This window comes from Micromonospora hortensis (assembly GCF_022230935.1).
Taxonomy (GTDB): domain Bacteria; phylum Actinomycetota; class Actinomycetes; order Mycobacteriales; family Micromonosporaceae; genus Micromonospora; species Micromonospora hortensis.
The window spans coordinates 65,677-91,209 of record NZ_JAKKFE010000004.1 but is presented as its reverse complement, the minus strand read 5'-3'; the positions used below and the strand labels follow the sequence as shown (position 1 = coordinate 91,209).

The 25,533-nt window shown below is 73.9% G+C and carries 23 protein-coding genes; 10 read left to right on the top strand and 13 right to left on the bottom strand.

The window, feature by feature from the left end:
• Positions 1–60: 60 nt before the first annotated feature.
• The 8 genes from NIE111_RS02685 to NIE111_RS02650 all read right to left on the bottom strand — a co-directional run bounded on the left by NIE111_RS02685 (position 61) and on the right by NIE111_RS02650 (position 9,971).
• Positions 61–1,320 carry a DNA polymerase IV gene (locus tag NIE111_RS02685; RefSeq protein WP_238682861.1) on the bottom strand — a complete coding sequence of 420 codons (1,260 nt, stop codon included), beginning with the start codon at positions 1,318–1,320 and terminating at the stop codon, positions 61–63.
• Between the two features lie 62 nt (positions 1,321–1,382).
• Positions 1,383–2,555, bottom strand: a complete 1,173-nt coding sequence (locus NIE111_RS02680; protein ID WP_238682860.1) for an alkaline phosphatase family protein — start codon at positions 2,553–2,555, stop codon at positions 1,383–1,385.
• A complete protein-coding gene (locus tag NIE111_RS02675) occupies positions 2,552–3,319 on the bottom strand; it encodes a methyltransferase domain-containing protein (protein WP_238682859.1) in 768 nt (255 codons plus the stop codon). The genes NIE111_RS02680 and NIE111_RS02675 overlap by 4 nt, the downstream gene beginning before the upstream one ends.
• 74 nt (positions 3,320–3,393) lie before the next feature.
• Positions 3,394–3,570, bottom strand: a complete 177-nt coding sequence (locus NIE111_RS02670; RefSeq protein ID WP_167492956.1) for a hypothetical protein — start codon at positions 3,568–3,570, stop codon at positions 3,394–3,396.
• A 93-nt stretch (positions 3,571–3,663) separates the two neighbouring features.
• The gene (locus NIE111_RS02665; protein WP_238682858.1) at positions 3,664–7,050 is read right to left on the bottom strand and encodes an error-prone DNA polymerase; all 3,387 of its coding nucleotides are present in this window, start codon (positions 7,048–7,050) and stop codon (positions 3,664–3,666) included.
• A 33-nt stretch (positions 7,051–7,083) separates the two neighbouring features.
• A complete protein-coding gene (locus NIE111_RS02660; protein ID WP_238682857.1) occupies positions 7,084–8,697 on the bottom strand; it encodes a DNA polymerase Y family protein in 1,614 nt (537 codons plus the stop codon).
• Positions 8,694–9,419 carry a DnaE2-dependent mutagenesis accessory factor ImuA' gene (imuA', locus tag NIE111_RS02655; protein WP_238682856.1) on the bottom strand — a complete coding sequence of 242 codons (726 nt, stop codon included), beginning with the start codon at positions 9,417–9,419 and terminating at the stop codon, positions 8,694–8,696. Before imuA' ends, NIE111_RS02660 begins: the two co-directional genes overlap by 4 nt.
• Positions 9,420–9,521: 102 nt before the next feature.
• Positions 9,522–9,971: an SAV_6107 family HEPN domain-containing protein gene (locus NIE111_RS02650; RefSeq protein WP_007463070.1), complete on the bottom strand. Its 450-nt coding sequence runs from the start codon at positions 9,969–9,971 to the stop codon at positions 9,522–9,524.
• Positions 9,972–10,416: 445 nt separating this feature from the next.
• Between NIE111_RS02650 and NIE111_RS02645 the strand changes: the two genes are divergently transcribed.
• The 6 genes from NIE111_RS02645 to NIE111_RS02620 are packed head-to-tail and all read left to right on the top strand — an operon-like array spanning position 10,417 to position 15,728.
• Positions 10,417–10,905, top strand: coding sequence for a YbaK/EbsC family protein (locus NIE111_RS02645; RefSeq protein WP_238682855.1), 489 nt, complete (start codon positions 10,417–10,419; stop codon positions 10,903–10,905).
• Positions 10,902–11,681 (top strand): monooxygenase, encoded by a 780-nt coding sequence (locus NIE111_RS02640; RefSeq protein WP_238682854.1) that lies wholly within the window; start codon positions 10,902–10,904, stop codon positions 11,679–11,681. Before NIE111_RS02645 ends, NIE111_RS02640 begins: the two co-directional genes overlap by 4 nt.
• Positions 11,678–12,229, top strand: a complete 552-nt coding sequence (locus tag NIE111_RS02635; RefSeq protein WP_091407634.1) for a GNAT family N-acetyltransferase — start codon at positions 11,678–11,680, stop codon at positions 12,227–12,229. Before NIE111_RS02640 ends, NIE111_RS02635 begins: the two co-directional genes overlap by 4 nt.
• On the top strand, positions 12,226–13,104 hold the full coding sequence (locus tag NIE111_RS02630; protein ID WP_238682853.1) for a carotenoid biosynthesis protein: 879 nt from the start codon (positions 12,226–12,228) through the stop codon (positions 13,102–13,104). Before NIE111_RS02635 ends, NIE111_RS02630 begins: the two co-directional genes overlap by 4 nt.
• Positions 13,101–14,228 carry a glycosyltransferase family 2 protein gene (locus NIE111_RS02625; RefSeq protein ID WP_238682852.1) on the top strand — a complete coding sequence of 376 codons (1,128 nt, stop codon included), beginning with the start codon at positions 13,101–13,103 and terminating at the stop codon, positions 14,226–14,228. The genes NIE111_RS02630 and NIE111_RS02625 overlap by 4 nt, the downstream gene beginning before the upstream one ends.
• 12 nt (positions 14,229–14,240) lie before the next feature.
• Positions 14,241–15,728 (top strand): phytoene desaturase family protein, encoded by a 1,488-nt coding sequence (locus tag NIE111_RS02620; protein ID WP_238682851.1) that lies wholly within the window; start codon positions 14,241–14,243, stop codon positions 15,726–15,728.
• Positions 15,729–15,804: 76 nt separating this feature from the next.
• Here the strand turns inward: NIE111_RS02620 and NIE111_RS02615 are convergent, their stop codons facing one another.
• Both NIE111_RS02615 and metF read right to left on the bottom strand, forming a co-directional pair.
• Positions 15,805–16,494: a CDP-alcohol phosphatidyltransferase family protein gene (locus tag NIE111_RS02615; protein ID WP_112582773.1), complete on the bottom strand. Its 690-nt coding sequence runs from the start codon at positions 16,492–16,494 to the stop codon at positions 15,805–15,807.
• A 44-nt stretch (positions 16,495–16,538) separates the two neighbouring features.
• On the bottom strand, positions 16,539–17,456 hold the full coding sequence (metF, locus tag NIE111_RS02610) for a methylenetetrahydrofolate reductase [NAD(P)H] (protein ID WP_238682850.1): 918 nt from the start codon (positions 17,454–17,456) through the stop codon (positions 16,539–16,541).
• Between the two features lie 342 nt (positions 17,457–17,798).
• Here metF and NIE111_RS02605 point away from each other — a divergent pair, with 342 nt between their 5' ends.
• Together NIE111_RS02605 and NIE111_RS02600 are read left to right on the top strand one after the other, a co-directional pair.
• Positions 17,799–18,188 (top strand): helix-turn-helix domain-containing protein, encoded by a 390-nt coding sequence (locus NIE111_RS02605; RefSeq protein WP_238682849.1) that lies wholly within the window; start codon positions 17,799–17,801, stop codon positions 18,186–18,188.
• Between the two features lie 9 nt (positions 18,189–18,197).
• Positions 18,198–19,280 carry a polyprenyl synthetase family protein gene (locus NIE111_RS02600; protein WP_238682848.1) on the top strand — a complete coding sequence of 361 codons (1,083 nt, stop codon included), beginning with the start codon at positions 18,198–18,200 and terminating at the stop codon, positions 19,278–19,280.
• A 146-nt stretch (positions 19,281–19,426) separates the two neighbouring features.
• On the opposite strand, the gene NIE111_RS02595 is transcribed toward NIE111_RS02600, so the two are convergent.
• Positions 19,427–19,816 (bottom strand): Rv2175c family DNA-binding protein, encoded by a 390-nt coding sequence (locus NIE111_RS02595; protein WP_091408069.1) that lies wholly within the window; start codon positions 19,814–19,816, stop codon positions 19,427–19,429.
• Between the two features lie 189 nt (positions 19,817–20,005).
• Here NIE111_RS02595 and pknB point away from each other — a divergent pair, with 189 nt between their 5' ends.
• On the top strand, positions 20,006–21,994 hold the full coding sequence (gene pknB / locus NIE111_RS02590; protein WP_238682847.1) for a Stk1 family PASTA domain-containing Ser/Thr kinase: 1,989 nt from the start codon (positions 20,006–20,008) through the stop codon (positions 21,992–21,994).
• A complete protein-coding gene (locus NIE111_RS02585) occupies positions 21,994–22,863 on the top strand; it encodes a deoxyribonuclease IV (RefSeq protein ID WP_238682846.1) in 870 nt (289 codons plus the stop codon). The genes pknB and NIE111_RS02585 overlap by 1 nt, the downstream gene beginning before the upstream one ends.
• Positions 22,864–22,948: 85 nt before the next feature.
• Here NIE111_RS02585 and NIE111_RS02580 read toward each other — a convergent pair whose 3' ends face one another.
• Both NIE111_RS02580 and NIE111_RS02575 read right to left on the bottom strand, forming a co-directional pair.
• The gene (locus tag NIE111_RS02580) at positions 22,949–23,989 is read right to left on the bottom strand and encodes a threonine aldolase family protein (RefSeq protein WP_274530561.1); all 1,041 of its coding nucleotides are present in this window, start codon (positions 23,987–23,989) and stop codon (positions 22,949–22,951) included.
• An 88-nt stretch (positions 23,990–24,077) separates the two neighbouring features.
• The gene (locus NIE111_RS02575; RefSeq protein ID WP_091407607.1) at positions 24,078–25,484 is read right to left on the bottom strand and encodes a class II 3-deoxy-7-phosphoheptulonate synthase; all 1,407 of its coding nucleotides are present in this window, start codon (positions 25,482–25,484) and stop codon (positions 24,078–24,080) included.
• Positions 25,485–25,533 lie beyond the last annotated feature (49 nt).

Below are 25,533 nucleotides of genomic sequence, written 5' to 3'. Positions count from 1 at the left end.
CCAACCGGCTGCTTACCCGCAAGTCTACGAGGGGGGTCGCGCGTCGGAAAGCGGGACGACCTATGGGCGGGGTGGATTTTCGTTTCGACGGGGATCACGGTCGGCCATCAGACTGGCCGGACCTATGACGGACCGCCCGAAACGGGCAGCGGCGGCGTCCGCGGCAGCTTCCGCTTCGCGCCAGCCATGCTCGGGCGCGCCGAGGGTGAGCTGCCGGTGAGCGCCCTGCGCCGGGGCGAGCCCTTCCACCCGGACACCGACGAGTCGGATCCGCTCGGCCGGGTCCAGCGCGGTATAGAGCGCCCAAACCGTGTCGAACATCTCGCGGGCGGTGTCGGTGGGCACGTCGAGGGTGCGAGATCGGCTGACGGTGCGGAAGTCGGCCAACCGGACCTTGAGTGAGACGGTGCGCCCGACCTGCCCGGAGCCGCGCAGCCGGACACCGACCTTCGCGCTGAGCGCGAGCAACGCACGGCGGATCTCCAACGGGTCGGCCACGTCGACGTCGAAGGTCACCTCGGCGCCGATCGACTTGTCGACGTGCTCGGGGCTGACCCCGCGCGGGTCGCGCCCCCAGGCCAACTCGTGCAGGTGGGAGGCCGAGGCGGCACCGACGGCCCGGCGGAGCATGCCCACCGGCGCCTCGGCGAGGTCCCCGACGGTGGTCAGGCCAAGCCGGCGTAGCGCCTCGGCGGCGCGCTCCCCCACCCCCCACAGGGCGTCCACCGGCAACGGGTGCAGGAAGTCGAGCACCTGCCCCGGGGGCACGACCAGCAGGCCGTCCGGCTTGGCGCGGGTGGAGCCCAGCTTGGCCACGAACTTGGTCGGCGCCACCCCGACCGAGCAGGTCAGCGCCTGCTCGTCGGCGACCCGGCGACGGATCAGCCCGGCGATGGTGGCCGGAGAGCCGAACAGCCGACGGGCGCCGGTCACGTCGAGGAACGCCTCGTCGAGGGAGAGCGGCTCGACCAGCGGCGTGACGTCCCGGAAGATCTGCATGACGGCCCGGGAGGCGGCCGTGTAGGCGGAGAAGTCCGGCGGCAGGTAGACCGCGTGGGGGCAGCGGGCCCGGGCCTGACTGGTCGGCATCGCGCTGCGGACGCCGTACCGGCGGGCCTCGTAGCTGGCCGAGCTGACCACCCCGCGCGGGCCGACACCGCCGACGACCACCGGCCGGCCGCGCAACTCGGGACGGCGGCGCACCTCGACGGCGGCGAAGAAGGCGTCCATGTCGACGTGCAGGATCGGACTGGCCGAGTCGTCGGCGTCCGGCCCGAAGCGCGGATCGTCGCCCCGGGGCAACGACTGGCTGCGGCCCATCCCGGCAGGTTAACCCGGGGGTACGACACGACCATCGGCCAGCCGGCCGAACCGTCCCCGGGTCAGCCCCGCACGACCAGCAGCGGCACTGTCAGCTCCGCGGCGGTGTCCGACCCGTGGTAGGCCACCAACTTCGACGCCATCGGCCGCTCGGTGCGGCTGGCCATGACCGCGTACGTGTCGTTGCAGGTCACCACCACGTCGCCGACCCGGCCCAGGTGCTCCTCGGGCACCGGCCCGAACCAGCCGGTGGCCACCACCTCGTCGCGAGTGCGTACCCGGGCCGCGACGCCCAGCACCTCCGACCAGGCGGCCCGCACGTCGTCGACAGCACCCGGCTCGACGTGCAGGTAGCGCACCCGGGCCTCGCCGGCCACCAGCCGCACACCGGCGCGCAGTCGCGGATCGGTGTCCAGGTCGAAGCGGTGCGCGGCAGGGATGTCGAGCTGCCCGTGGTCGGCGGTCACCAGCAGCGCCGCGTCCGGCGGCAGCCCGTCGACCAGTCGGGCGACCAGGGCGTCCACCTCGGTGGCGGCGACCCGCCAGGGTGCCGAGTCGACGCCGCTGACGTGGCCGTGCCGGTCCAGGTCGGCGTGGTAGCCGGAGACCAGTGTGGGCCCGGTGCCGGCGGCCAGCGCGGCCAGCATGGCGGTGGCCACCGCGTCCCCGCCGGTGGCGCCCCGGAAGTCGCCACCCCGGTTGGCGGCCAGTGTCAACCCGCTGCCGCCGAACTCCGGCCGACTCACCACGGTCGTCGTCACGCCGGCGGCGCGGGCCCGCTCCAACTGGGTGGGCACCGGCTGCCAGCGCAGCGGCGACGGATCGGCGGCCCAATCGGTGTGGGTGAGCACCCGATCGGTGCCGGGCACCCGCACTGTGAAGCCGAGCACCCCGTGCGCGCCCGGCGCGACACCGGTGCCCAGTGACACCAGGCTGGTCGGGGTGGTGGACGGGAAACCGGCGATGAGCGGCCGAGCCACCGTCGCGGCGAGCCCGGCGAGGGTCGGCGCGTACGGCGCCGCGGTAGGTAGCTGGTACCAGCCGAGCCCGTCGACGAGCAGCACGGCGATCCGACGTACGCCGGCCAGCGCGGGCCGGAGCCCGAGCGGGTCGGTCGAGCCGGGCACCCCGAGCACGGCCAGCGCGCTGGGCAGCACGTCGGCGAGGCGGCCGCCGCCGTGGCCCGGCCCGAGGATCTCCAGCGGCGCGGGCGGGGCACCGGCCTCGGCGGTCATGCCGGCCGGCGGGCGAACAGGTGCAGTTGGGCGGCCAGGTCCCGGTACGGCGGTTGGGCGGCCAGCGCACGTTCCAGCTCGACCACGGCGGCGGACTGCCCGTCGGCGACAGCGGCCGGCAGCAGGTCGGCCAGCACGCGTACCCCGTGGATCTCCTCGACCACCAGCCCGGCGGCGCCGAGCAGCGCGGCGGCGCCGGGGGCGTCGTAGCGTCGGCGCAGCGTGTCCCGTGGCCCGGCGGTGCCGGCCGGGTCGGCGGCCAGCGTGGTCGCGACGTCGAGGTGGCCGTTCATCGCGCGGCCCAGCACGGCGGCGGCCCGGCCGGCCACGAGCACACTTGCCGCCCCGCCCGGACGCAGCGCGGTGGCGAGCGCGGTCACCACCGGCACCGGGTCGTCGACCACCTCCAGGACGGCGTGGCAGAGCACCAGGTCGACGCCGGCCGGCTCGACCAGCCCGGCGAGGGCGTCACCGTCGCCCTGCACGGCGGCGATCCGGTCGGCCACCCCGGCCTCGGCTGCGCGGCGGGTGAGCGCGGCGAGCGCGTCGGGGCTGGCGTCGACGACGGTGACCCGATGCCCGGCGCGGGCCAGCGGAACGGCGAAACCGCCGGTGCCGCCGCCCACGTCCAGGACTGTGAGCTCGGCGTCGCCGCGCCGGTCCAGCTCGGCGCGGAGCACCGACCAGATCACGGCGGTACGGGGTGTCAGCGGCGGCTCGGCGAACCGGCCTCGGGTCTGCTCCACCCGGTCGAGCCTAGTCACCCGGCCCGGTGGTGGTGCGGGCGTGTGGCGGGGGCGCCCACCACACGCCCGATCGGTGCGTGGTCGGCGGTCGGTCAGGCCTCGGTGCCCTCGGCCTCGTCCTCCGCCCGGGACCGGCGCTCGTTGGCCACCGGACCGTTCGTCACCTCGTACTCGCGGGGGTCGGCGAGGTGCGACGGCACCCAGCCGGTGCCCAGTCGGGTCCGCCGGGCGTTGGCGATTCCACCGGTGTACGCGTGATTTCCCGTCACTGTCGTTCCCCCTCACGAATCACGGGCCGCTCTGCCCGCTCGGGACGAGTCTCCCGCTCGACGGTTCGGGAAACCGTAATGTGGATCACTGAATCAGCGGAAGTCGCGGGAAGCGGGGCTGACCGGTGGCTCGATGGCGTCCAGCCGGTCGGCGACCAGGTTGGTCACCCCCTCGTGCCGCTGCAACCGCCCCCGGACCACCAGCGCGGCGCTGGTCCGCGCCACCCGCCGGTAGCGCTGCCACAGCCCCGGCGAACAGGTGACGTTGAGCATCCCCGTCTCGTCCTCCAGGTTGAGGAAGGTGACCCCGCCCGCCGTCGCCGGGCGTTGCCGGTGGGTGACGATGCCACCGACCCGGATCCGCTGCCCCGGCTCCACCCGGCCGAGCCGGGCGATCGGCACCGCGCCGAGCACGTCGAGCTGACCCCGGATGAACCGGGCGGGGTGGCTCTCCGGCGACAACCCGGTGGCCCACACGTCGGCGACCAGCCGGTCCACCGCCTCCATCCCGGGCAGCGTGGGCGCCGCCGCGCCGGTCACAGTGCCGGGCAGCCGACCCGGCCGGTCCTGGGCCGCCGCGCCGGCGGCCCACAGCGCCTGCCGCCGGGACAGCCCGAAACAGGCGAAGGCGTCCGCGGTGGCCAACGCCTCCAGCTGCGCGGCGGTGAGACCGAGCCGCCGGGCCACATCCGGCATGTCCCGGTACGGCCCGTCGGCGGCCCGTTCGGCCTCGATCCGCTCGGCCACATCGGCGCCGAGGGTCCGCACACTGGACAGGCCGAGCCGGACGGCGGGGCCGCCCAGCCCCCAGGCGTGCGGCGGCTCCCCCGGCCCGCTGCCCCACCGGGTCTCCGGGGTGGACTCCAGCACCGCCAGCGCCCCGCTGGCGTTGATGTCCGGACGACGGACCTCCACCCCGTGCCGGCGGGCGTCGTCGACAAGGGTCTGCGGCGAATAGAAACCCATCGGCTGGGCGTTGAGCAGCGCGGCCAGGAACGGCGCGGGGTGGTAACGCTTGAGCCAGGAGCTGGCGTAGACCAGGTAGGCGAAGCTCATCGCGTGGCTCTCCGGGAAGCCGTAGCTGGCGAACGCGGTGAGTTTGCGGTAGACGTCGTCGGCCAGCTCACCGGTGATGCCCCGCTCGGCCATCCCGGCATAGAGCCGGTCGGCGATCCGGGTCATCCGCTCGACCGACCGTTTGGCGCCCATCGCCCGGCGCAACTGGTCGGCCTCGGCCGCGTCGAAGCCGGCCAGGTCGATGGCGAGCTGCATCAGCTGCTCCTGGAACAACGGCACACCCAGGGTCTTCTCCAGGGCGTTGCGCATCAGCGGGTGCGCGAAGGTCACCGGCTCCTGGCCGTTCTTGCGGCGGATGAACGGGTGCACCGAACCGCCCTGGATCGGGCCGGGACGGATCAGCGCCACCTCGACCACCAGGTCGTAGAACTCGCGGGGCTTGAGCCGGGGCAGGGTGGCCATCTGGGCCCGGCTCTCCACCTGGAACACCCCAACCGAGTCGGCCCGGCAGAGCATGTCGTAGACCTCCGGGTCGTCCAGGGTCATGTCGCCCAGGTCGAGCCGGGACCCGATCATGTCGTAGCCGTAGTGCAGGGCGGAGAGCATGCCCAAGCCGAGCAGGTCGAACTTGACCAGGCCCACCGCGGCGCAGTCGTCCTTGTCCCATTGCAGGACACTGCGCCCGGGCATCCGCCCCCACTCCACCGGGCAGACCTCGATCACCGGCCGGTCGCAGATCACCATGCCGCCGGAGTGGATGCCCAGGTGCCGCGGGAACGTCTGCAACTCGTTGGCGTACTCCACCACCTGCTCGGGGATGTTCTCGACATCGACAGTGGCGACCGAGCCCCACCTGTCGATCTGCTTGCTCCAGGCGTCCTGCTGCCCCGGGGAGTAGCCGAACGCCTTGGCCACGTCCCGCACCGCCGACCGGGGTCGGTAGGAGATGACGTTGGCGACCTGGGCGGCGTGCTCCCGGCCGTAACGGGTGTAGACGTGCTGGATCACCTCCTCCCGCCGGTCGGACTCGATGTCCACGTCGATGTCGGGTGGGCCGTCCCGTTCCGGGGCGAGGAACCGCTCGAAGAGCAGTTGGTGCCGGACCGCGTCCACATTGGTGATCCGCAACGCGTAGCAGACCGCCGAGTTGGCCGCCGAACCCCGACCCTGGCAGTAGATGTCCTGGTCACGGCAGAACGTGACGATGTCGTAGACCACCAGGAAGTAGCCGGGAAAACCCAACTCCTCGATCATGTTCAGTTCGTGGTCGAGCTGCGCGTACGCCGTCGGGTGCGCCTGCGGCGGCCCGTAGCGCTCGTGCGCCCCGTCGGCTGTCAGCTTCCGCAGCCAGCTCATCTCGGTGTGCCCCGGCGGCACCGGGTACGCCGGTAGCTGCGGCGCGACGAGCTGGAGGTCGAAGGCCAACTCGGCGCCGAACTCGGCGGCCCGCGCCACCGCACCCGGGTACGCGGCGAACCGGGCCGCCATCTCCGCGCCGCTGCGCAGGTGGGCGGTGGCCGCCGCGGGCAACCAGCCGTCGATCTCGTCCAGGCTGCGGCGGGCCCGGACCGCGGCGACGGTGGTGGCCAGTCGACGCCGGCCAGGGCTCGCGTAGTGCACGTTGTTGCTGGCCACCGTCGGCAACCCGGCCGCGGCGGCCAGCTCGGCGAGCGCGTCGTTACGGTCGGCGTCGATGGGATGGCCGTGGTCGGTCAGCTCCACCGCCACCGTCTCCGCGCCGAAGAGCGCTGTCAGCCGGTCCAACTCGCGGGCCGCCGCGTCCACCCCCTCGGTGAGCAGCGCCCCCGGCACGTGCCCCTTGCGGCAGCCGGTCAGCACCAGCACATGGTCACGCAGCTCGGCGGCGACCTCCTCCAGGTCCCCGTAGTCCGGGCGGCCCTTCTCCCCGCCGCGCAGTTGGGCGCGGGCGATGGTGGTGGCCAGCCGGGCGTACCCCTCGTGGCCGTGCGCGAGCACCAGCAGGTGCGCGCCGTGCGGGTCGGGCTCGCCGTTCTGCGGGCCGGGCAGGCCGAGGGACAGCTCCGCGCCGAAGATGGTCGGCAGGCCCAGCGTACGAGCCGCCTCAGCGAAGCGGACCACCCCGTAGAAGCCGTCGTGGTCGGTGACAGCGAGCGCGGTGAGCCCCAGCCGGGCCGCCTCCTCGGCCAGCTCCTCCGGGTGGCTCGCGCCGTCGAGGAAGCTGAAGTTGGTGTGCGCGTGCAGTTCCGCGTAGGGCACCACACCGTCGGGGCGGGTCAGCTCCGGTGGCTGGTACTGCTCGCGGCGGCGGCTCCAGGCCGGGGAGTCGCCGCCATCGGCGTCCACGGCGAGCGGATCCACCACGTGCAGGTGCCGCTCCTCACGCGACCGACCGCCGCCCGACCGGCCGGAGCCGCCACTGGCCCGCCCGGAGAGCACCCGCTCCAGCTCCGACCAGGGCATGTTCGGGTTGTGGAAGCTCATCGAGCCTCCACCTGCGACCCGTGGAGCACCGGCTCAGTCATAGATCGCCTCCACCAACCACTGCCCGGCCTCGACGGCCAGCAGCAGGGCGGCACCGTCGGCCAGGCTGACCTGGAACCGGGCCCGGCGGCGGGCCTCGACCGGCGCCCACCACCGCTCGTCCACCGGCCACGGGCCGGCCCAGCCCACGATCTCCGCCGGCTGGCCGGTGCCGACCACCAGCCGAGCCGGTGGGGCGCTCACCGCCAACCGCGCGCTGATCACCACCGGCTCACCGGCGGCGTCGTGCACCGTCGCCGCGAGCGGACTGGGCAGCACCACCGCCGGCGCGGGTGCCGGCAGCCGGCCCGGCCACGGCGGAGCCCCGCCTGCACCCCGGCCGGTGGCCGGATCGGCGCCGGCATCGGCCGGCGGGCCAGGACGGGCGGGGACGCGTTCGTCGCCCCACGGCACCAGTCGCACCTGGTCGGCCGGGGAGCGCCCACCACCGAGCACAGCGGTGACCACCGCTTCCGGGCCGAGGATGCCCTGCACCCGGCTCAACGCCCGGTGCGCGCGTTCCCGTTCCTCGCCGGTCTCCCCCCAGAGGCCGGCCTGCAGACCGGCCTGGGCGATCACGCCGTCCGGGATCAGTCGCAGCCGGATGATGCCGGCCGTCGGTCGGGCCGGCCGGGCGCCGGCGCGGCCGTTGCTGCCGGAGAGCCATCCGTCGAGCTGCCAGCGCACCCGGTCGGCGATGGCCGCGGCGGTGAGCAGGCCATCGTGCCGCCACACCCGGTGCAGCTCCTGCCCGTGCTCGGTCACCGCCTCGATGCCGAGCCGGGTGCAGGCCAGCCCGTGCCCGGCCAACCGTTCGTGCAGCCGCTCGGCCAGCGCCCGGGCCACGAACGCCGCCGCGTCGACCCGGTCGATCGGCTCGTCGTGCTCCGCGGTAACCGTCAGGTCGGCCGGCGGCCGCCGGACGGCGAGCGGGCGGTGGTCCCGCCCGGCGGCCAGCCGGTGGGCCAGCGCACCGTCGAACCCGAACCGGGCCAGCACGTCGCCGGCCGGCAGGGCGGCGAAGTCGCCGAGGGTGCGTACCCCCAGCCGACGCAGCAGGTCGGCCAGCGCCGACCGGCCGAGCGCCTCGACCGGCAACCCGGCCAGGAACTCCGGTGTCCCACCCGGTGCCACCACCCGGCCAGCGCGAGCGGCCAACCCGGCCGCGAACACCCCGTCGGCGATGCCGACCTGGCTCTCCACCAGGCACGACTGCGCCACGTGCTCGATGATCCGCTCAGCGGCCGCCTCCTCGCCGCCGAGGTAACGGCCCGGCCCCCGGGCGGCCACCGCGCAGGCACCCGGGCGGACCACCTCGACGCCGGCTACCAGTTCCTCCACCGCGGCGACCACCGGCTCGAACGCACGGGCGTCCCGGCCGGGGTCGTACTCCACGACGGTGAGCTGCGGGCAGCGCCCCTGCGCCTCCCGCTTGCGCAGCCCTCGACGCACCCCCTCGGCGCGGGCCCGCTCGGAGCAGGCGACCACCCGATTGGCGTGCAGCACGGCGACGGGGCCGGTCGCCGGCACCCCGTCGACGATCTCGGCGGCGAGCACCGGCCAGTCCGGGCACCACAGCAGCAGCGTGCGTGCCGGCGCGCCGGTCACCCCCGACCGACCAGCGCGAGTGGCGCGGCCGATCGGCCCGCGGGCGACGGCAGCGCACGAGGGATCACCCGGGTAAGCTCGTCCCCCGGGAGCCAGACCTTGATCTCCTTGGGCCGGGCGGCCGCGCCGCGCCCGCGCGCCGAGACGGTGATCTCCCGGCGGCGCAACCGCCCCCGGCCCAGCCCGAGACCCTCCCAGACTCCCCGGACCACCTGCAGCGTCACGTCCGCGCCGTCCCACCGGCCGTACGGGACGAGCACGCTGCCGCGCTGCCGGGCCCGAGCGGCCAACCGGGTGGCGACCGAGGCGGAGACCGAGGCCGGCACGGCGGTGACCACGACGTCCACCCCGTCGATCAGCGCGGCGACCACTGTGGCCCACTCGGGGCCGGGGTTCGGCACCAGGGCCAGCCGGTCCAGGGCGATGCCCAGCTCAGCCGCCGCGCCCGCGCCGAACGTCGGCACCCCGACCACGGCGCACCACGAGCCGGCCCGGGACGCCTCGGCGAGCAGGGCCAGCATCAGCGAGGTGCCACCGCTGCGGCGGGGCTGACCGGCGGCGACCGCTATGGTGCTGCCCCGGCGCAGGCCCCGGTTGGGCAGCAGACCGGTCAGCTCGGGCACCACCGGCAGCACCCGGTGGCCACCGACCGGGTCGGATGCGCTCGCCGGGCGCACCAGATCGGCCAGCGCGGCGGAACCGACCACCATGCGGCCCGCCATTGGACCAACTCCCCCGTCGTTGCTGTGGATCAGATCAGGACCGGCACGCCGTGCCACCGGCCGCCCGGCTCCCCCCGGTAGGGCGGCCGGTGGCAGGCGGGATCAGGCGGCGAGGCCGTCCAGGGCCGGTTGGTGGGCCACGCCGAGCGCGGTTTCCACCACAGTGACGAACTGTTCGGCGGCGCGGAGCAGATCGTCGGCCTCCCGGGCGCTGACCACCCGGGGGATGCCGGCCTCGGCGGCGGCGCGCTTGCTGGCCCCCGCGGCGAAGAACCGGGACCACTCGTCGAGCTCCGGAGCGACGGCGCAGAGGAGAACCCAGACGCTGGTGATCCGGTTGCGTCGACTCGGCGCGGGTCGGGCCCGGGCGGCGAGCAGGGCCGCCGCCGCGCGCAGGGCGGCCAGGTGGGCAGCCGCGTAGCGCAGACCGTCAGGTCGGGTCTGGCCGGCCTCGACCAGCCCACGGCGGGCCAACGTGAGGAGTTGGGCGGGGGTGCGGTGCGGCAGCACGTGCGCCGGCACCGTCGGTGCCTGAGCCGGGTTGGTCGGCATGGGTGTCTCTCCTCCACGTGGCCGAGACGTCACCGCGGCGGCTGATGCCGCCGACGAGACGCCGAGGTCGGGGTGGTGCGGAGGAAGACGCACCGGGTGTGGCCGGCCGGGTGTGGATGCTTCCCCACACCACACCCGGCCGGCGGACCGGCGGGTGCGTCGCCCGCCGCCCGGGGGTCGTGGGCGGCGGGCAACGCTCCTGCCTGTTGGGACCAGGCTCGCGACTGCCCGGAAACCCAGGTGCGGCCCGCGGAGCCGCACCGCCCGGAGGTGGCGCCGCGAAACGCCGCGCTCCGGCTGGTTGGAACGGGCGTTCGAGGCAATCGAACACTCGTTCTAACTGCTGCTGACAGTACACCTCCCCTCCGACGAAAATGCAACGTGTGACGCGCCGAGCGCGCCGGCCGGCTGAACCGGCCACCAGCGGACCCGGAAGAATGGCGGGATGCAGCCACACCCGAACGTACGGGCGGTGCAGGACGCGCTCACCGCCGCCGGCACTCTCGACGGCGCCGGTGAGCCCAGCATGGTCCGTCTGCTGCCCGACGCGGTGCACACCGCCTCGGCGGCCGCCGAGGCGCTCGGCGTCGAGGTCGGCCAGATCGCCAACTCACTGATCTTCGACGCGGACGACACCCCGCTGCTCGTCCTCACCTCCGGCGCACACCGGGTCGACACCGCCGGCCTGGCGGCATCGATCGGCGTCACCCGACTGCGCCGGGCCACCCCGGAGTTCGTCCGGGCCCACACCGGGCAGCCGATCGGCGGGGTCGCCCCACTCGGGCACCCGCACCCACTGCGCACCCTGGTGGACACGGCGCTGGCGGCGTACGCGGAGATCTGGGCCGCTGGTGGCGTACCCCAGGCGGTCTTCCCGACCACCTACCCCGAGCTGTTGCGGGTCACCGCCGGCACCCCGGCCGAGGTGGCGTGAGCGAGCGGAGCGAGCGAACCAGCGGGCCCAGCGGCGACGTCAGCGCGGCTCCGGAGCTGGTCACGCTGCACGTGTGGCGGACCTCCCCCGGCGCGCTGCCCCGGGCGCTGACCCGGATGGCGGTGGACCCCCGCCGGTTGCGGGCCCTCCCCGGCGTTCGGTTCGGCAAGCTGCTGGGCACCGGGACCGGCACCGACTTCGGGCCACGGGACGCCGACCTGACCCGGTGGGCGGCGCTGACCGTCTGGGACTCTCCCGCCGCGGCGGCCGGCTTCGACGACTCGCCGGTCGGGCGGGCCTGGGCGCGCATCGCCCACGCCCAGGCCCGAATCGACCTCCGCCCGCTGACCAGCCGGGGCGAGTGGTCCGGCCAGCGGCCGTTCGGCGACCCGTCGGGCGGCCGAGTCACCGGCCCGGTGCTGGCACTGACCCGGGCCCGGCTGCGGGCCCGCCGGGCGGCCACCTTCTGGCGGGCGATCCCGCCGGTGGCCGCCGCCCTGCGCGACGCGCCCGGGCTGCTGGCCCGGTTCGGAGTCGGAGAGGCCCCGTTGGGTTGGCAGGGCACGGTGAGCGTGTGGCGCGACCCGACGGACCTGGTGGCGTTCGCGTACCGTCACCCGGAGCATCGGGCGGCGATCATGCGAACCCCCACCGCGGGCTGGTACGCCGAGGAGCTGTTCGCCCGGTTCGAGGTGCGCGACGTGGTCGGCGACCGGTCGGTGCTCGGATGGGCCGCCGACGGCGGCCCGGAAACGGTGAAGGGTGGACGGGCATGAGGTTGGTGCGCTGGACGCCGGACGATCTCGTCCGGCGGCTGGACGACGTGGTGGCCGTCTACGGCGAGGCGATGGGGTACCGCACCGACCTGCTGGAGGCCCGGCGCGGTTACATCGCCACCCACGTCCGCCGGCCGGGTTTCCGGGCGGTCGCCAGCCTGACCAGCGAGGGTCACCTCGCCGGCTTCGGCTACGGCTACCTGGGCGCCTCCGGTCAGTGGTGGCACGACCAGGTGCACCGCGCGCTGGACGCCCCGACCCGCACGCGCTGGCTCACCCACTGCTTCGAGGTGGTCGAGTTGCACGTCCGGCCACCGGCGCAGGGGCACGGCCTGGGCGCCGGTCAGCTACGCGCGCTGCTCGGCATGGCGGAGGGCGACACAGTGCTGCTGTCCACCCCGGAGGCCGACGAGCAGACCTCGCGGGCCTGGCGGCTGTACCGACGGTTCGGCTTCGTCGACGTGCTGCGCGACTTCCACTTCCCCGGCGACGAGCGACCGTTCGGCGTACTCGGTCGGGATCTGCCGCTCGAGCCACCGGCGTCATGACCCGGCGGATCTCCTGGGCGCTGCTCGCCGTCCTGGTGCTCGCCCAGATCTGCTACCCGCTCACCACCGGCGCCACCCGGGCCGGGCTCACAGTGGCCACCGTCGTCCTCGGTTGGCTGCTCTCGGTCGGCCACGCGCTGCTCAGCCGGGGCCCACGGGTGGCGGCGGCGCTGGTCGCGGTGGCGACCGGCGGCGGGTTCGCGATCGAGGCGATCGGGGTGGCCACCGGCGTGCCGTTCGGCAGCTACGACTACTCCGGAGAGCTGGGCCCCAAGCTGGCCGGCGTGCCACTGATCATTCCGCTGGCCTGGACCTGGATGGCCTGGCCGGCCTGGCTGGCAGCGGTCCGACTGACCGGCGGCGGGGCCGCAACGGTCGGCGGCAGCGGGTCGACAGCCGGCGGCAGCGGGCCGACGGTGGGTCGCTGGGTGGGGCGGATCGCGCTGGCCACCGTGGGGCTGGCCGCCTGGGACCTCTTCCTCGACCCGCAGATGGTGGCCGAGGGCTACTGGGTCTGGCGCGACGCCACCCCGGCCCTGCCCGGCCTGGCCGGCATCCCGATCAGCAACTACCTGGGCTGGCTGCTCTTCGCGGTGCTGATGATGAGCGCGCTGCGCCCGCTGGCCGGGCCGGCAGCCGAACACACCGACCGGCGGGACGACCCGATGGTCGCGCTCTACCTGTGGACGTACTTCTCCAGCATCCTGGCCCACGCCGTCTTCCTCGACCTGCCCGCCTCGGCGCTCTGGGGCGCCGCCGGGATGTCGGTGACCGCCGTACCCCTGGCGGTGACAGTGCTCCGCGCCCGGCGCGACAGTCACCTCCGGCCGGCGGATCCCCAGACACACCGCCCCGGCGTCGACGCGACCCGATGACCGTTCTGCTCGCCCTGCTCGTCGCCGTCGCCACGTTGACCGGGCACACCTGGCTCAACGCCACCCGGTGGCTGCGCCGACCCACCGACCGGCCCGACGACGTCGACGAGCCCGTCACCGTGCTGCTGCCGCTGCGCGACGAGGCCACCCGGGTAACGCCCTGCCTGCGCGCCCTGCTGGCCCAGCGCGGCGTACCCGGGCTGCGCGTCGTGGTCCTCGACGACGGGTCCACCGACGGCACCGCCGACGTGGTCCGCGCGGTGGCCGGCGACGACCCCCGGGTCACGCTGCTCACCGGGGTCGCCCCACCGCCGGGCTGGCTGGGCAAGCCGCACGCCTGCTGGCAGCTGGCCACCCGGGCCGACCCGGACGCCACCGCGCTGGCCTTCGTCGACGCCGACGTGGTGCTCGCCCCGCACGCCGTGGCCGCTGCCGTCACCGAGTTGCGCGCGGCCCGGGCGACGCTGCTGTCGCCGTACCCCCGGATCGTGGTGGCGACGGCCGGCGACCGGTTGGTGCAGCCGCTGTTGCAGTGGCTCTGGCTGACCTTTCTGCCGCTGCGCGCGATGGAGCGCTCGTCGCGGCCGTCGCTGGCCGCGGCGGGCGGGCAGTTCCTGGTGGTGGACCGGGCCGGCTACACCGCGGCCGGCGGGCACGCCGCGGTCGCCGACAAGATCCTGGAGGACGTCGAGCTGGCCCGGGCGGTCAAGCGGGCCGGTGGGCGGATCGCCCTGGCCGACGGCTCCCGGCTGGCCACCTGCCGGATGTACGACGACTGGCCGCAACTGCGCGACGGGTACTCGAAGTCGCTCTGGGCGTCGTTCGGGCACCCGGGCGCGGCGGCAGCCGTGGTGGCGGCGCTGCTGCTGCTCTACACCGCCCCACCACTGATCGCGCTGACGGGTGCGGCGGCCGGCGCACCGAGGGTGGCCGCCGTGGGCTTGGCCGCGTACGTGCTCGGGGTGGCCGGACGGGTGCTCACCGCCCGCGCGACCGGTGGCCGGTGGTGGCCCGACGCGCTCGCACACCCCGTGTCGGTCGTGGTCCTCGGTTGGCTGACCCTGCGGTCGTACCATCTGCGAAAGCGACGCCGCCTGACCTGGCGGGGCCGCCCGGTCAGCTAGGGAGGACGCGGCATGGCGCGGATCGTGGTCGTCGGCGCCGGGGTGGGTGGCCTCGCCACCGCCGCCCGGCTGGCCGCTACCGGGCACCAGGTGACCGTCTTCGAGCGGGCCGACACTGTCGGCGGCAAGCTCGGCCGGTACGCGCACGACACCCCGGCCGGGTCGTTCCACTTCGACACCGGGCCGAGCCTGCTCACCCTGCCCGAGGTCTTCCACGACCTGTTCGAGGCGACCGGGGCGAAGCTCGACGAATACCTGGACCTCGTCCCACTGGACCCGATCGTCCGGCACGTCTTCCCCGACGGTGGCCCGACCCTGGACTCGTGCGCCGACCCGGCGGAGTTCACCGCCCGGATCGGGGCCGCGTTCGGTGACCGGGCGGCAGCCGACTGGCAGCGGCTGTGGCGGCGGGCGGCGCGGGTGTGGCAGGCCTCCTCACGGGACATCCTGCGTCGTACCGTCGACTCTCCCCGCGACCTCGCGTCGCTGGCCTGGCGCGTCGGGGACCTGGCCGCCATCGCCCCGGGCCGCAGCCTGCGCGGCCTGGGCCGCCGGCACCTGTCCGACCCGCGGCTGCGGATGATGCTGGACCGGTACGCCACCTACACCGGCGCCGACCCACGTCGGGCGCCGGCGGCGCTGGTCGCGGTCCCCTACGCCGAGTTGGCCTTCGGCGGCTGGTACCTGCGCGGTGGGCTGGGCACGCTCGCCGACGCGCTGCTGACCCGCTGCCTGGACCTCGGCGTGGTAGTGCAGACCGACACCACTGTCACCCGGATCGACGCCACCGGCGGCCGGGTCCATGGGGTACGCCTCGCCGGCGTCACCACCCCGGTGCCCGCCGACGTGGTGGTGGCCAACGTGGACGCGCTCACCGTCTACCGTGACCTGCTGCCGCACCCGCGTCGGCTGGCCGCGCTGACCGACCGCAGCCTCGCCGGCTTCGTGCTGCTGCTCGGCGTCTCCGGCAGCACCGGGGTGGCCCACCACAACGTCTTCTTCCCGGCCGACTACGACGCCGAGTTCGACGCGGTCTTCGGTGACCCCGGGCGGGGTGTACGGGCCCGGCCGGCGGCCGACCCGGCGGTGTTCGTCACAGTGGCCGACGACCCGATGGTCCGCCCAGCCGGACACGAGGCGTGGTTCGTGCTGGTCAACGCCGCCCGGCAGGGCACCGCGGCGGGCGCTGTCGACTGGCGACGCCCGGGGCTGGCCGACGCGTACGCCGATCGGATCCTGGACGTGCTGGCGCGGCGCGGCGTGGACGTGCGCGACCGGCTGCTGTTCCGCGAGATCCGCACCCCGGCCGACCTGGACGTGGCGACCGGCGCGCCAGGTGGCTCGATCTACGGCACCGCCGGTGGGCTGCTCCGCCCGGCGAACCGGGGCCCGGCGAACGGGCTGTGGCTGGTGGGTGGCTCCACCCACCCGGGCGGCGGGTTGCCGATGGTGACCCTCTCCGCGCAGATCGTCGCCGACGAGATCGGCCCCGCCTGGTAGACCCGGCCTGCTCCGGCCGGCGCCTGTTCGGCCCCCTCAGCTGGCGCCTGTCTCGGTCGGCGTCGGGCTGGCCCGGTCAGTCGGCGTCGAGCAGTGCGCGGCGGATGCTGGAGAGCAGTTGCCCCAGGCCGAAACCAGCCAGCAGCACCCAGACCGCTGTCGCCATGGTGATGGTGCCGGCGGCCAGGTCCGGCTCGATCAGCCCGGCCAGCCCGGCAACCAGCAGGCCGGCCAACGCCACCGAGACCCGGGTGGGGCGTTCCCCCACTGTCACCGCGCCGATCTCCCGCATGCCGGCGGCAACCGCCCGCGCCCGGACGTACTCGTGCAACCAGGACAGCGCGCCGCCCGCGACGACCAGCCCACCCGGCGCGCCCACCAGCCAGAAGGCCAGCAGCCACGCCACCTCACCGAGCCGGTCGGCGACCGAGTCGTAGACGTAGCCGAGCCGGGTGGTGCGGCCGGTGGCGACCGCCACCGCGCCGTCCACGCTGTCCGCCACGGCGGCGAGCAGCACGAACAGCGCGCCGAGGAACGGCCCGTCCCCCGGCCGGCCCACCAGCAACGGTACGCAGAAGCAGAGCAGCACCCCGGCCACGGTGACCGCGGTGGGGCTGACCCGCAGCCGACCCAGCACATATCCGACGTGGTACGCGAATCGCAGCCAGGCGCGCACCACCGGCGCCGCGACCCGCGGGTCGAACCCGCCGTGCAACCGCGCCCACGCCGTGGCGTACTGATCCCAGTTCAGCTGTGTGCCCACCACGGATCAACCGTCGTGCCGGGCAACAGGTGTCGCAGGCGCATCGTTCACACGCGGGCGCCGGCCTTCAGGTTCTGCCAGACCTCGCGGGTCGCAGTGGACCGGTTGAGGGTGATGAAGTGGATTCCCGGCACGCCTTCGTCCAGCAGGCGGCGGCACATCTCGCTGGCCTGCTCGATGCCGAGCCGGCGGACGGCGTCCGGGTCGTCGGCGACGCGTTCGAAGCGGGCCGCCAACGCCGGTGGGAACGGCGCACCGGACAGCTGCACTGACCGCTCGATGGTGCTGAACTGGGTCACCGGCATCACGCCGGCCAGGATCGGGGTGTCACAGCCGGCAGCGGCCACCCGGTCACGTAGCCGCAGGTAGTCGTCGGCGTCGAAGAACATCTGGGTGACCGCGAACTCCGCGCCGGCCCGACACTTGCGGACGAACTGGGCGGTGTCGGTGGCCACGTCGGGCGAGCGCGGGTGCTTGTACGGGAAGGCGGCCACGCCGACGCTGAAGTCGCCGGCGTCGCGCACCAGCCGGACCAGGTCCTCGGCGTAGTCCACGCCCTCGGGGTGACGGATCCACTCACCGCCCGGGTTGCCCGGGGGGTCACCACGAACGGCCAGCACGTTGCGCACCCCAACCCCGGCGAGCCGACCGACCACGTGCCGCAGCTCGGCGACGGAGTGGTTGACCGCGGTGAGGTGGGCCATCGGCAGCAGAGTGGTCTCGGTGGCGATCCGCTCGGTCACCGCCACTGTGGTGTCCCGGGTCGAGCCGCCGGCCCCGTACGTGATCGACACGAACGACGGGCGCAGCGACTCCAACTCGCGGATGGCCTGCCAGAGCAGCTGCTCCCCCGCCTCGGTCTTGGGCGGGAAGAACTCGAACGAGAAGGTCGGCTGGCGCTCACGGATGAGCTCCCCGATCGCCGGCTGCGGATTGGGGAGTGTCGAGGGAAGACCAAGCGCCACGACCCGACTCTAGCGGTCGATGGCACCAGGACCCAGGCCCTTCCCATCCAGCGGCCGGCGTCGCCGGTCCGGTGGGCGGTGTCGCCCCGGTCTGCCGTGAGCCCGGGGCGGCGTCGCTCGGTCTGTCGCCCGGTCTGTCGTGAGCCGGCGGGCGATGTCGCACCGCGCTCCCCGACCCGACGGCGGAAAGGCGTCGTACCTCCGAGGTAGGAAGGGACGGTGCGGGAGGGGCGGCGGGGGTGGCCCGGGTCCCGCGCGGGGGTCAGCAACCGAGCGGTGGCGCCGGTCCCGTCCGGTCGGGCGGGTGGGTCGTCACCGCACCGACGCCCGCCAGGAGGACAGATGATCCCGCTCGCATCGCCGCGCCCCGCGCAGCTCGGGCCGCTGCTGGCCCGGTGCCGACTGGAGCGGGGCTTGAGCCAACAGCGAGCCGCCGCCGAGTTGTGTGCCGCCGCCGGGGTGCCGACGCTCAGTCGGCACGAGATTTCCCGGTGGGAACGACAGCGTCGCGTGCCGGGCGGGTTCTGGCTCGGCTGGCTCGCCGTCGTCCTGGACGTGCCGCTGGTGGTGCTCGCCGAGGCTGCCGCGGCCACCCGTCGGGCCGGCTCGACGCGGGCCACCGGGCCGGGCCGCGCTACGGCGGCCGGCGCGCGACCGGCCAGGCGGACGGGGCCCGGCCGCACCGGCGGGACTACGCGTGGCGGTGGAGCACGAGCACGGGCGACCGGCTAGCGTCGGGGCGTGACCCACGCTGCTCCCGTGTCCCCCGTCGACCGCGCCGGCCTGCGGCAGCGGGTCGACAAGGCTCTCACCGAGTTCCTGGCCGGCCAACGGGTCCGGCTCGCCGCCGTGGACGACGCGCTGGGTCCGGTGGCCGAGGCGATCGAGGCGTTCGTGCTCGGCGGCGGCAAGCGGCTGCGTCCCGCATTCGCGTACTGGGGGTTCCGGGGAGCCGGCGGGCTGGACGGCGACCAGGTGCTGACCGCCCTGGCCGCACTGGAATTCGTCCAGGCCAGCGCCCTGATCCACGACGACCTGATGGACCGTTCCGACACCCGTCGCGGCGAGCCCGCGGTACACCGACGGTTCGCCACCCGGCATCGGGAGGCCGGCTGGGGCGGCGACGCGGACGGTTTCGGCGACGCCGCGGCCATCCTGCTCGGTGACCTGTGCCTGGTCTGGTCGGACGAGCTGCTGCACTCCGCCGGCCTGGACCTGTGGTCGTTGGCCCGGGCCCGGCCGGTCTTCGACGAGATGCGCACCGAGGTCACCGTCGGGCAGTACCTCGACGTGCTCACACAGGTCACCGGGGACACCTCGGTGGAGCGGGCCAGCAAGGTCGCCCGGTACAAGTCCGCGAAATACACCGTCGAGCGTCCGATGCTGCTCGGCGCCGCGCTGGCCGACGCGCCGGAGGACGTGCGGACGGCCTACTCGGCGTACGGGCTGCCGCTGGGCGAGGCGTTCCAGCTCCGCGACGACGTGCTGGGGGTCTTCGGCGACCCGTCGCTGACCGGCAAACCGGCCGGCGACGATCTACGCGAGGGCAAGCGCACCTACCTGGTGGCGGCGACCGTGGAGGCCACCGACGACGCGGGCCGCGAGCTGCTGCTCGGCCGGCTCGGCGACCCGGAGCTGGACGAGCACGGGGTGGCTCGGCTCCGCGAGGTGATCTCGGGGAGCGGGGCGCTGGCCCGTACCGAACAGCGGATCGTCACACTCACCGACGCCGCCCTGGCCGCCCTGACCGCCGTCGGCCTCGACACCGAGGCCCGCCAAGCCCTGGTAGACCTGGCCATAGTCGCAACCCGCCGATCCGACTAACCCCCCACCCTGCCCCACCCCCACCCTCCTCCCGCCCCCGCCCCCGCCCGCCGGCGTTGATCATGAAGTTATTGCCACGACACGCCAAGCGGGCTGGCAATAACTTCATGATCAACCGAGGCCGGGGGGCGGGTCCGGGGGTGGGGTTAGAAGCCCTGGGCTTGGGCTCGGCGTTTCACCTCTCGGGCCTGGTCGCCGGAGAGGGCGGCAGCGGGGGTGGCGCCGGGGAGGGTGTCGTCCGGCTCGTAGAGCCAGCGCAGAACAGCCTCGTCGTCGTAGCCGTTGTCGGCGAGCAGATTGAGCACGCCGGGCAGGTGCTTGAGCACTGTCTGGTTGGCGACCAGGTCCGCTGGGATCCGGCGGACGCCGTCGCGGCGGACCGCCAACAACTCGCGGTCACGGATCATCTGGTGCACCTTGCTGATCGACACGTCGAGGCGTTCGGCGACGTCGGGCAGGGTCAACCAGTCGGCCGGGTCGGTGGGGCCGGCGAGCTCCAGGCCGGGCGCGGCCTGGTCGGGTACGGGTTCGGTCACCCGACCACCCTGCCACGCCGCCGCCGCGACGGGCCACCGGCACCCCGGGCGACCCATCTGCGCCCCCTTCCCTGATCGCCGCTGACCAGCGGATAAGGGATGGGGAACCCGGCGGGACGGACCCGGTTCGGCATACGGCTGTAGCATCCTGTTCATCCCTCACCCTCTGGACACATAGACTGCCTGCCGATGGACACTCAGGTCGCCGACACGTTGCTGGGCTCGCTGATCGACGGGCGCTACCGCATTCGCGGTCGCGTGGCCCGTGGTGGCATGGCGACCGTGTACACCGCCACCGACGAACGCCTTGAGCGCACCGTCGCTGTCAAGATCATTCACCCGACCCAGGCCAGCGAGGCACGGGCCCGGATCGCCAACTTCGTGGCCCGGTTCACCGACGAGGCGAAGACCATCGCCCGGCTGACCCACCCGAACGTGGTGGCGGTCTACGACCAGGGCACGCACGCCGGCCTTCCGTACCTGGTGATGGAGTACGTCCGGGGTCGCACGCTGCGTGACGTGCTGGCCGAGCGACGCCGGCTCAACCCGGACGAGGCACTGGCCATCGCCGAGCAGATGCTCGCCGCGATCGCCGCCGCGCACCGGGCCGGCCTCGTGCACCGCGACGTCAAACCGGAGAACGTGCTGGTCGCGGAGGCGCCTACCGGTGGCGTCGCCAACCTGGTCGACAGCGTCGTGAAGGTGGCCGACTTCGGGCTGGCCCGGGCGGTCGAGGCGAGCGCCGACGAGGAGCAGGGCAACCAGCTGATGGCCACCGTGGCGTACGTCGCCCCGGAGCTGGTCACCGAGGGCCGCGCCGATCCGCGCACCGACGTCTACTCGGCCGGCATCGTGCTGTTCGAGATGCTCACCGGTCGGGTGCCGTACGACGGGGACCGCCCGGTGGACGTCGCCTGGCAGCACGTCGACCGGGACGTGCCGACGCCCTCGACGCTGGTGCCGGGCCTCCCGTCGGTCCTCGACGACCTGGTGCAGCGGGCCACCCGCCGCGATCCGGGAGCCCGGCCCGCGGACGCCGGCGCGTTGTTGGCCGAGGTGCAGGTGGCCCGGGATCGCCTGGGCGACGCCAACAGCCACACCGCCGTGCTCCGCCCGATCAGTGACGCACCGTCGCTCTCCCAGCCGACGATGATGGTCGCGACGGTCCAGCCGCCCAACCGCCCGTCGTGGGCACGACTGCCCGAGGGCGCCAGCAGCCAGGGGCCGGGGCGGCGTCGGGCCGCCCCGGAGCCGGCGGAGGGCCTGGGCGCCCGGCTCGCCGCGCTGCGCAGCACGGTGCTGAGCAACCCCCGTGGCCGCCTGGCCGTCGCGGCCGTGGTGGTGACGCTGGGCCTGGTGGCCGCGATCGGGGGTTGGTGGTTCGGTGTCGGCCGCTACACGGACGCTCCGCAGTTGGTGAGCCTGAGCAAGGCCGAGGCGCAGTCGCGGGCCGACCGCTCCGGGCTCCTCCTCACGTACGCTGAGCCGCGCTTCGATGAGAAGGCCCCGAAGGACAGCGTGCTGGAGCAGAGCCCGGCGTCCGCTGCCAAGATCGTCAAGGGTGGCACCATCACCCTGACCCTCTCCCTCGGTCCGGAGCGTTTCCCCGTACCGGACGTGATCGGCAAGGAGTTCGAGCTCGCCGAGGCGGACCTGGTCAACGTGAAGCTGGTGGTGGCCAAGGGCACCCCCCGTTATGACGACAGCCTGCCGGCCGGGGTCGTGGTGGACAGCTCCCCCAAGGTGGGCACCGAGGTCAAACCCGGTGCGAAGGTCACCCTCATTCTGAGCCGTGGCAGGGCGCCGGTGACGGTGCCGAACCTGGTGGGCAAGAGCCTGACCGACGCCCGGACGACCCTGGCCCAGCTCAACCTGGTGCTGAAGGAGACCTACAAGGACTCCGACAAACCGAGGGACGAGATCCTCGGCCAGAGCCCGGCCGATGGCGCTGGCGTGGAGAAGGGCACCGAGGTCAAGCTGGACGTCAGCAAGGGGCCACCGCTGGTCGCCATGCCGCGGGTGATCGACCTGCCGTGCCAGCAGGCCAAGCAGGCGTTGGAGGGTCAGGGCTTCCCGGTGACGATGGCGATCAACCCGAACGCCGTGGTCCGAATCCAGCTCCCGGGCGAGAATTCGCAGGTGGCGCCCGGCACCCCGGTCACCCTCACGTGCTTCTGATGCCGACGATCCCCGCGCGCCCTGTGGGCACGCACACTCCGACCTCGGGTGGGCTGGCGAAGGCCGCCCTGCCGTACGCCGACGCGACCGGTGCACAGGTGGTGCAGGTCTACGTCTCCAACTCGCGAGGCTGGGCACTGCCCAACGGCGACCCGGTGCAGGACGCGCTGTTCCGCGACGGTTGCGCCGAGCGGGGCATTCCCGCGTTCATCCACGCCGCGCTGCTGGTCAACCTCGGCTCACCCACCCCGGCCACTGTCGAGAAGTCGGCCGAGACGCTGGCGCACGCGTTGCGTCGGGGCGTGGCGATCGGCGCGCGCGGGGTGGTGTTCCACGCGGGCAGTTCGGTGGACGAGGGGCACGCCGAGGCGGCGATGGGACAGGTCCGCGAAGTGTTGCTGCCGCTGCTCGACTGGGCTGCCGACGCTGGTGGGCCGATGTTGCTGGTCGAGCCGAGCGCCGGCGGTGGCCGGTCACTGGCCTCCCGGGTGGAGCAGCTCGGCCCCTACCTGGACGCGGTGGACGGCCACCCCATGCTCGGGGTCTGCTTCGACACCTGCCACGCCTGGGCGGCCGGCCACGACCTGGCGGCCGAGGGCGGCATGACGGCGACCCTGGACACCCTGGTGGCCACCGTCGGTGCGGACCGGCTGCGGCTGGTCCACGCCAACGACTCGAAGGATCTGTGCGGCTCCACCCGGGATCGGCACGAGAACATCGGCAAGGGCAGCATCGGCGAGCCGGCCTTCGCCGAGCTGATGGCGCACCCGGCGACCGCTGGCGTCCCGACCGTCGTGGAAACCCCCAGCGAGAAGCACGTGGGCCACGCCGCCGACATCGCCACCCTCACCCGCCTGTCCCACCCCTGACCCCAACCTCGTTGATCAAGAGGTTTGCGTCACCCGGCGACCGGAATCTGACGCGAACCTCTTGATCACCGAGGTGAACAGGGGTTCAGGCTGCGGCGAGGATTCGGGGTAGGGCTGCCAGGGCGCGGTCGACGTCCGCGTCGCTGAGGCCCAGGTGGGTGACCAGGCGGGCGGTACGGGGGCCGAGCACCGAGATCAGTACGCCCTCGGCCCGCGCCGCGGCGGCCAGCGCCCGCGCGTCCAGGGTGTGCTTGGTGAGATCCAGCGCGACAAGGTTGGTACGGACCGTGGTGGCGAGCACACCGAACGGCGCGACCGCCTCGGCGAGCCGGGCCGCCTTCGCGTGGTCGTCGGCCAACCTGTCGATGTGGTGCGCGAGCGCGTACCGGCCGGCGGCGGCGAGAATGCCGGCCTGGCGCATGCCCCCGCCCATCCGCTTGCGGATCAGCCGGGCACGTTCGATCTTCTCCGCGCTGCCGATCACCAGCGAACCGACCGGCGCGCCGAGGCCCTTGGAGAGGCATACCGACAGCGTGTCGAAGAGCCGGCCGTACTCGATCAGCGGCACCTGGTCGGCGACGTGCGCGTGCCAGATCCGGGCGCCGTCACAGTGCAGTGCGACCCCCGCCTCGTCAGCGACCCCGCGCAGATCCCGCAGGGTCGCCAGCGGAATCACCCCGCCGCCGCCGCGATTGTGGGTCTGCTCGACGGCGACCGCGCGGGTGGGGACGGCGAAGTAACCGTCCGGCCGGATCATCCCGGCCACCATCTCCGGGTCGATGTCCGCGCCCACGGCGGGCCAGGTCCGCGAGGAGATCCCGCCGTACGCGGCCGCGGCGCCGATCTCGTACGTGACCACGTGCGCGTCGGCATCGCAGAGCAACTCGTCGCCGGGCGACACCAGCAGTTGCAGGGCGATCTGGTTCGCCATCGAACCACTCGGGGCGAACAGCGCCGCCTCGTGTCCGAACAACGCGGCGACCTCGGCCTCCAGCGCGTTGACGCTCGGGTCCTCGCCGTAGACGTCGTCACCGACCTCGGCGGCGGCCATCGCCTCCCGCATCCCGGCGGTGGGTCGGGTCACCGTGTCGGACCGCAGGTCCACGAACAGATCAGGCACTGTCATCCTTTCAACTGCCGACTGCGGGCTCGCAAGCTCGCTCCCCACGTCAGCCATTGTCATCCTCTGACTTGCCGGCTGCGGGCTCGCAAGCTCAGCCCCGCAGCATCTCCGCTACGAGGAAGGCCAACTCCAACGACTGCTGGGTGTTCAGACGCGGGTCGCAGGCGGTCTCGTACCGGTCGGGCAGGTCGAGATCCTCGATCCCCTGGGCGCCGCCGAGGCACTCGGTGACGTCCTCGCCGGTCAACTCGACGTGCAGGCCGCCGGGGTGGGTGTCCAGCCCCCGGTGCACCTCGAAGTAGCCGAGCACCTCGTCGACGATGCGGTCGAAGTGCCGGGTCTTGTAGCCGTTCGACGACTCGTGCGTGTTGCCGTGCATCGGGTCGCACTGCCAGACCACCTTGGCCCCGGCGGCGGTGACCTTGGCGACGATCGGCGGCAGCGCGTCGCGTACCCGGTGGTTGCCCATCCGGCTGATCAGTGTGAGCCGGCCGGGGATGTTGTCCGGGTTGAGCTTCTCGCACAACTCGATCGCCTCGTCCGGGGAGGTGGTCGGGCCGAGCTTGACCCCGATCGGGTTGGCGATCCGGGAGATGAAGTCGATGTGCGCCCCGCTGATCTGCCGGGTGCGCTCGCCAATCCACAGGAAGTGCCCGGAGAGCCCGTACGCCCGACGGTCGGAGACCCGGGTGAGCGCCCGGTCGTACTCCAGGGCCAGGGCCTCGTGGGAGCAGTAGAGCGTGACGGTGCGCAGCGCCTCGTCGTCGGTCATGCCGCAGGCCCGGATGAAGGCCAGCGCCCGGTCGATCTCCCGGGCGATCGCCTCGTAACGCTCCCCCGCCGGGGAGTTCTTCACGAAGCCCTTGTTCCAGTCGTGTACGGCGTGCAGGTCGGCCAGCCCGCCGGCGAGGTACGCCCGGAGCATGTTCATCGCCGCCGCCGAGTTGGCGTACGCGCGGATCATGCGTTGCGGGTCGGCGACCCGGGCGGCCGGGTCGGCCTCCAGCGAGTTGATCATGTCGCCGCGGTACGCGGGCAGGCCGCGGGCGTCGGTCGGCAGCGAGCGGGGCTTCGTGTACTGCCCGGCGACCCGGGCGACCTTGACCACCGGCAGCGACGCGCCGTAGGTGAGCACGATCGCCATCTGGAGCAGGGTGCGGGCGTTGGCCAGCAGGTGGCTCTCGGTGTTGTCCACGAACGTCTCGGCGCAGTCACCACCCTGCAGCAGGAAGGCCTTGCCCTCGCAGACCAGGGCGAGCTTCTGCCGGAGCTGGTCCACCTCGTAGGGCGCGACGACCGACGGCACGGTGTCGAGGACCTTGCAGACCGCCGCCACGGCAGCCGGGTCGGACCACGGCGGGACCTGCTCGCGGGGCAGCTCCCGCCATCGGTCCAGACCGAGCGCGGCGTCCTCGGCGGAGTCGATGGTCGGTCGGCTGGTCTGCAGGCCCGGGCTGCCCACCGCGGGATGGCTCAGCTGATGCCACTCATGGCGCATGACAGAAAGCGTACGGCGACGGTCGGGGTGACCGGGCGGCGAGGGGGAC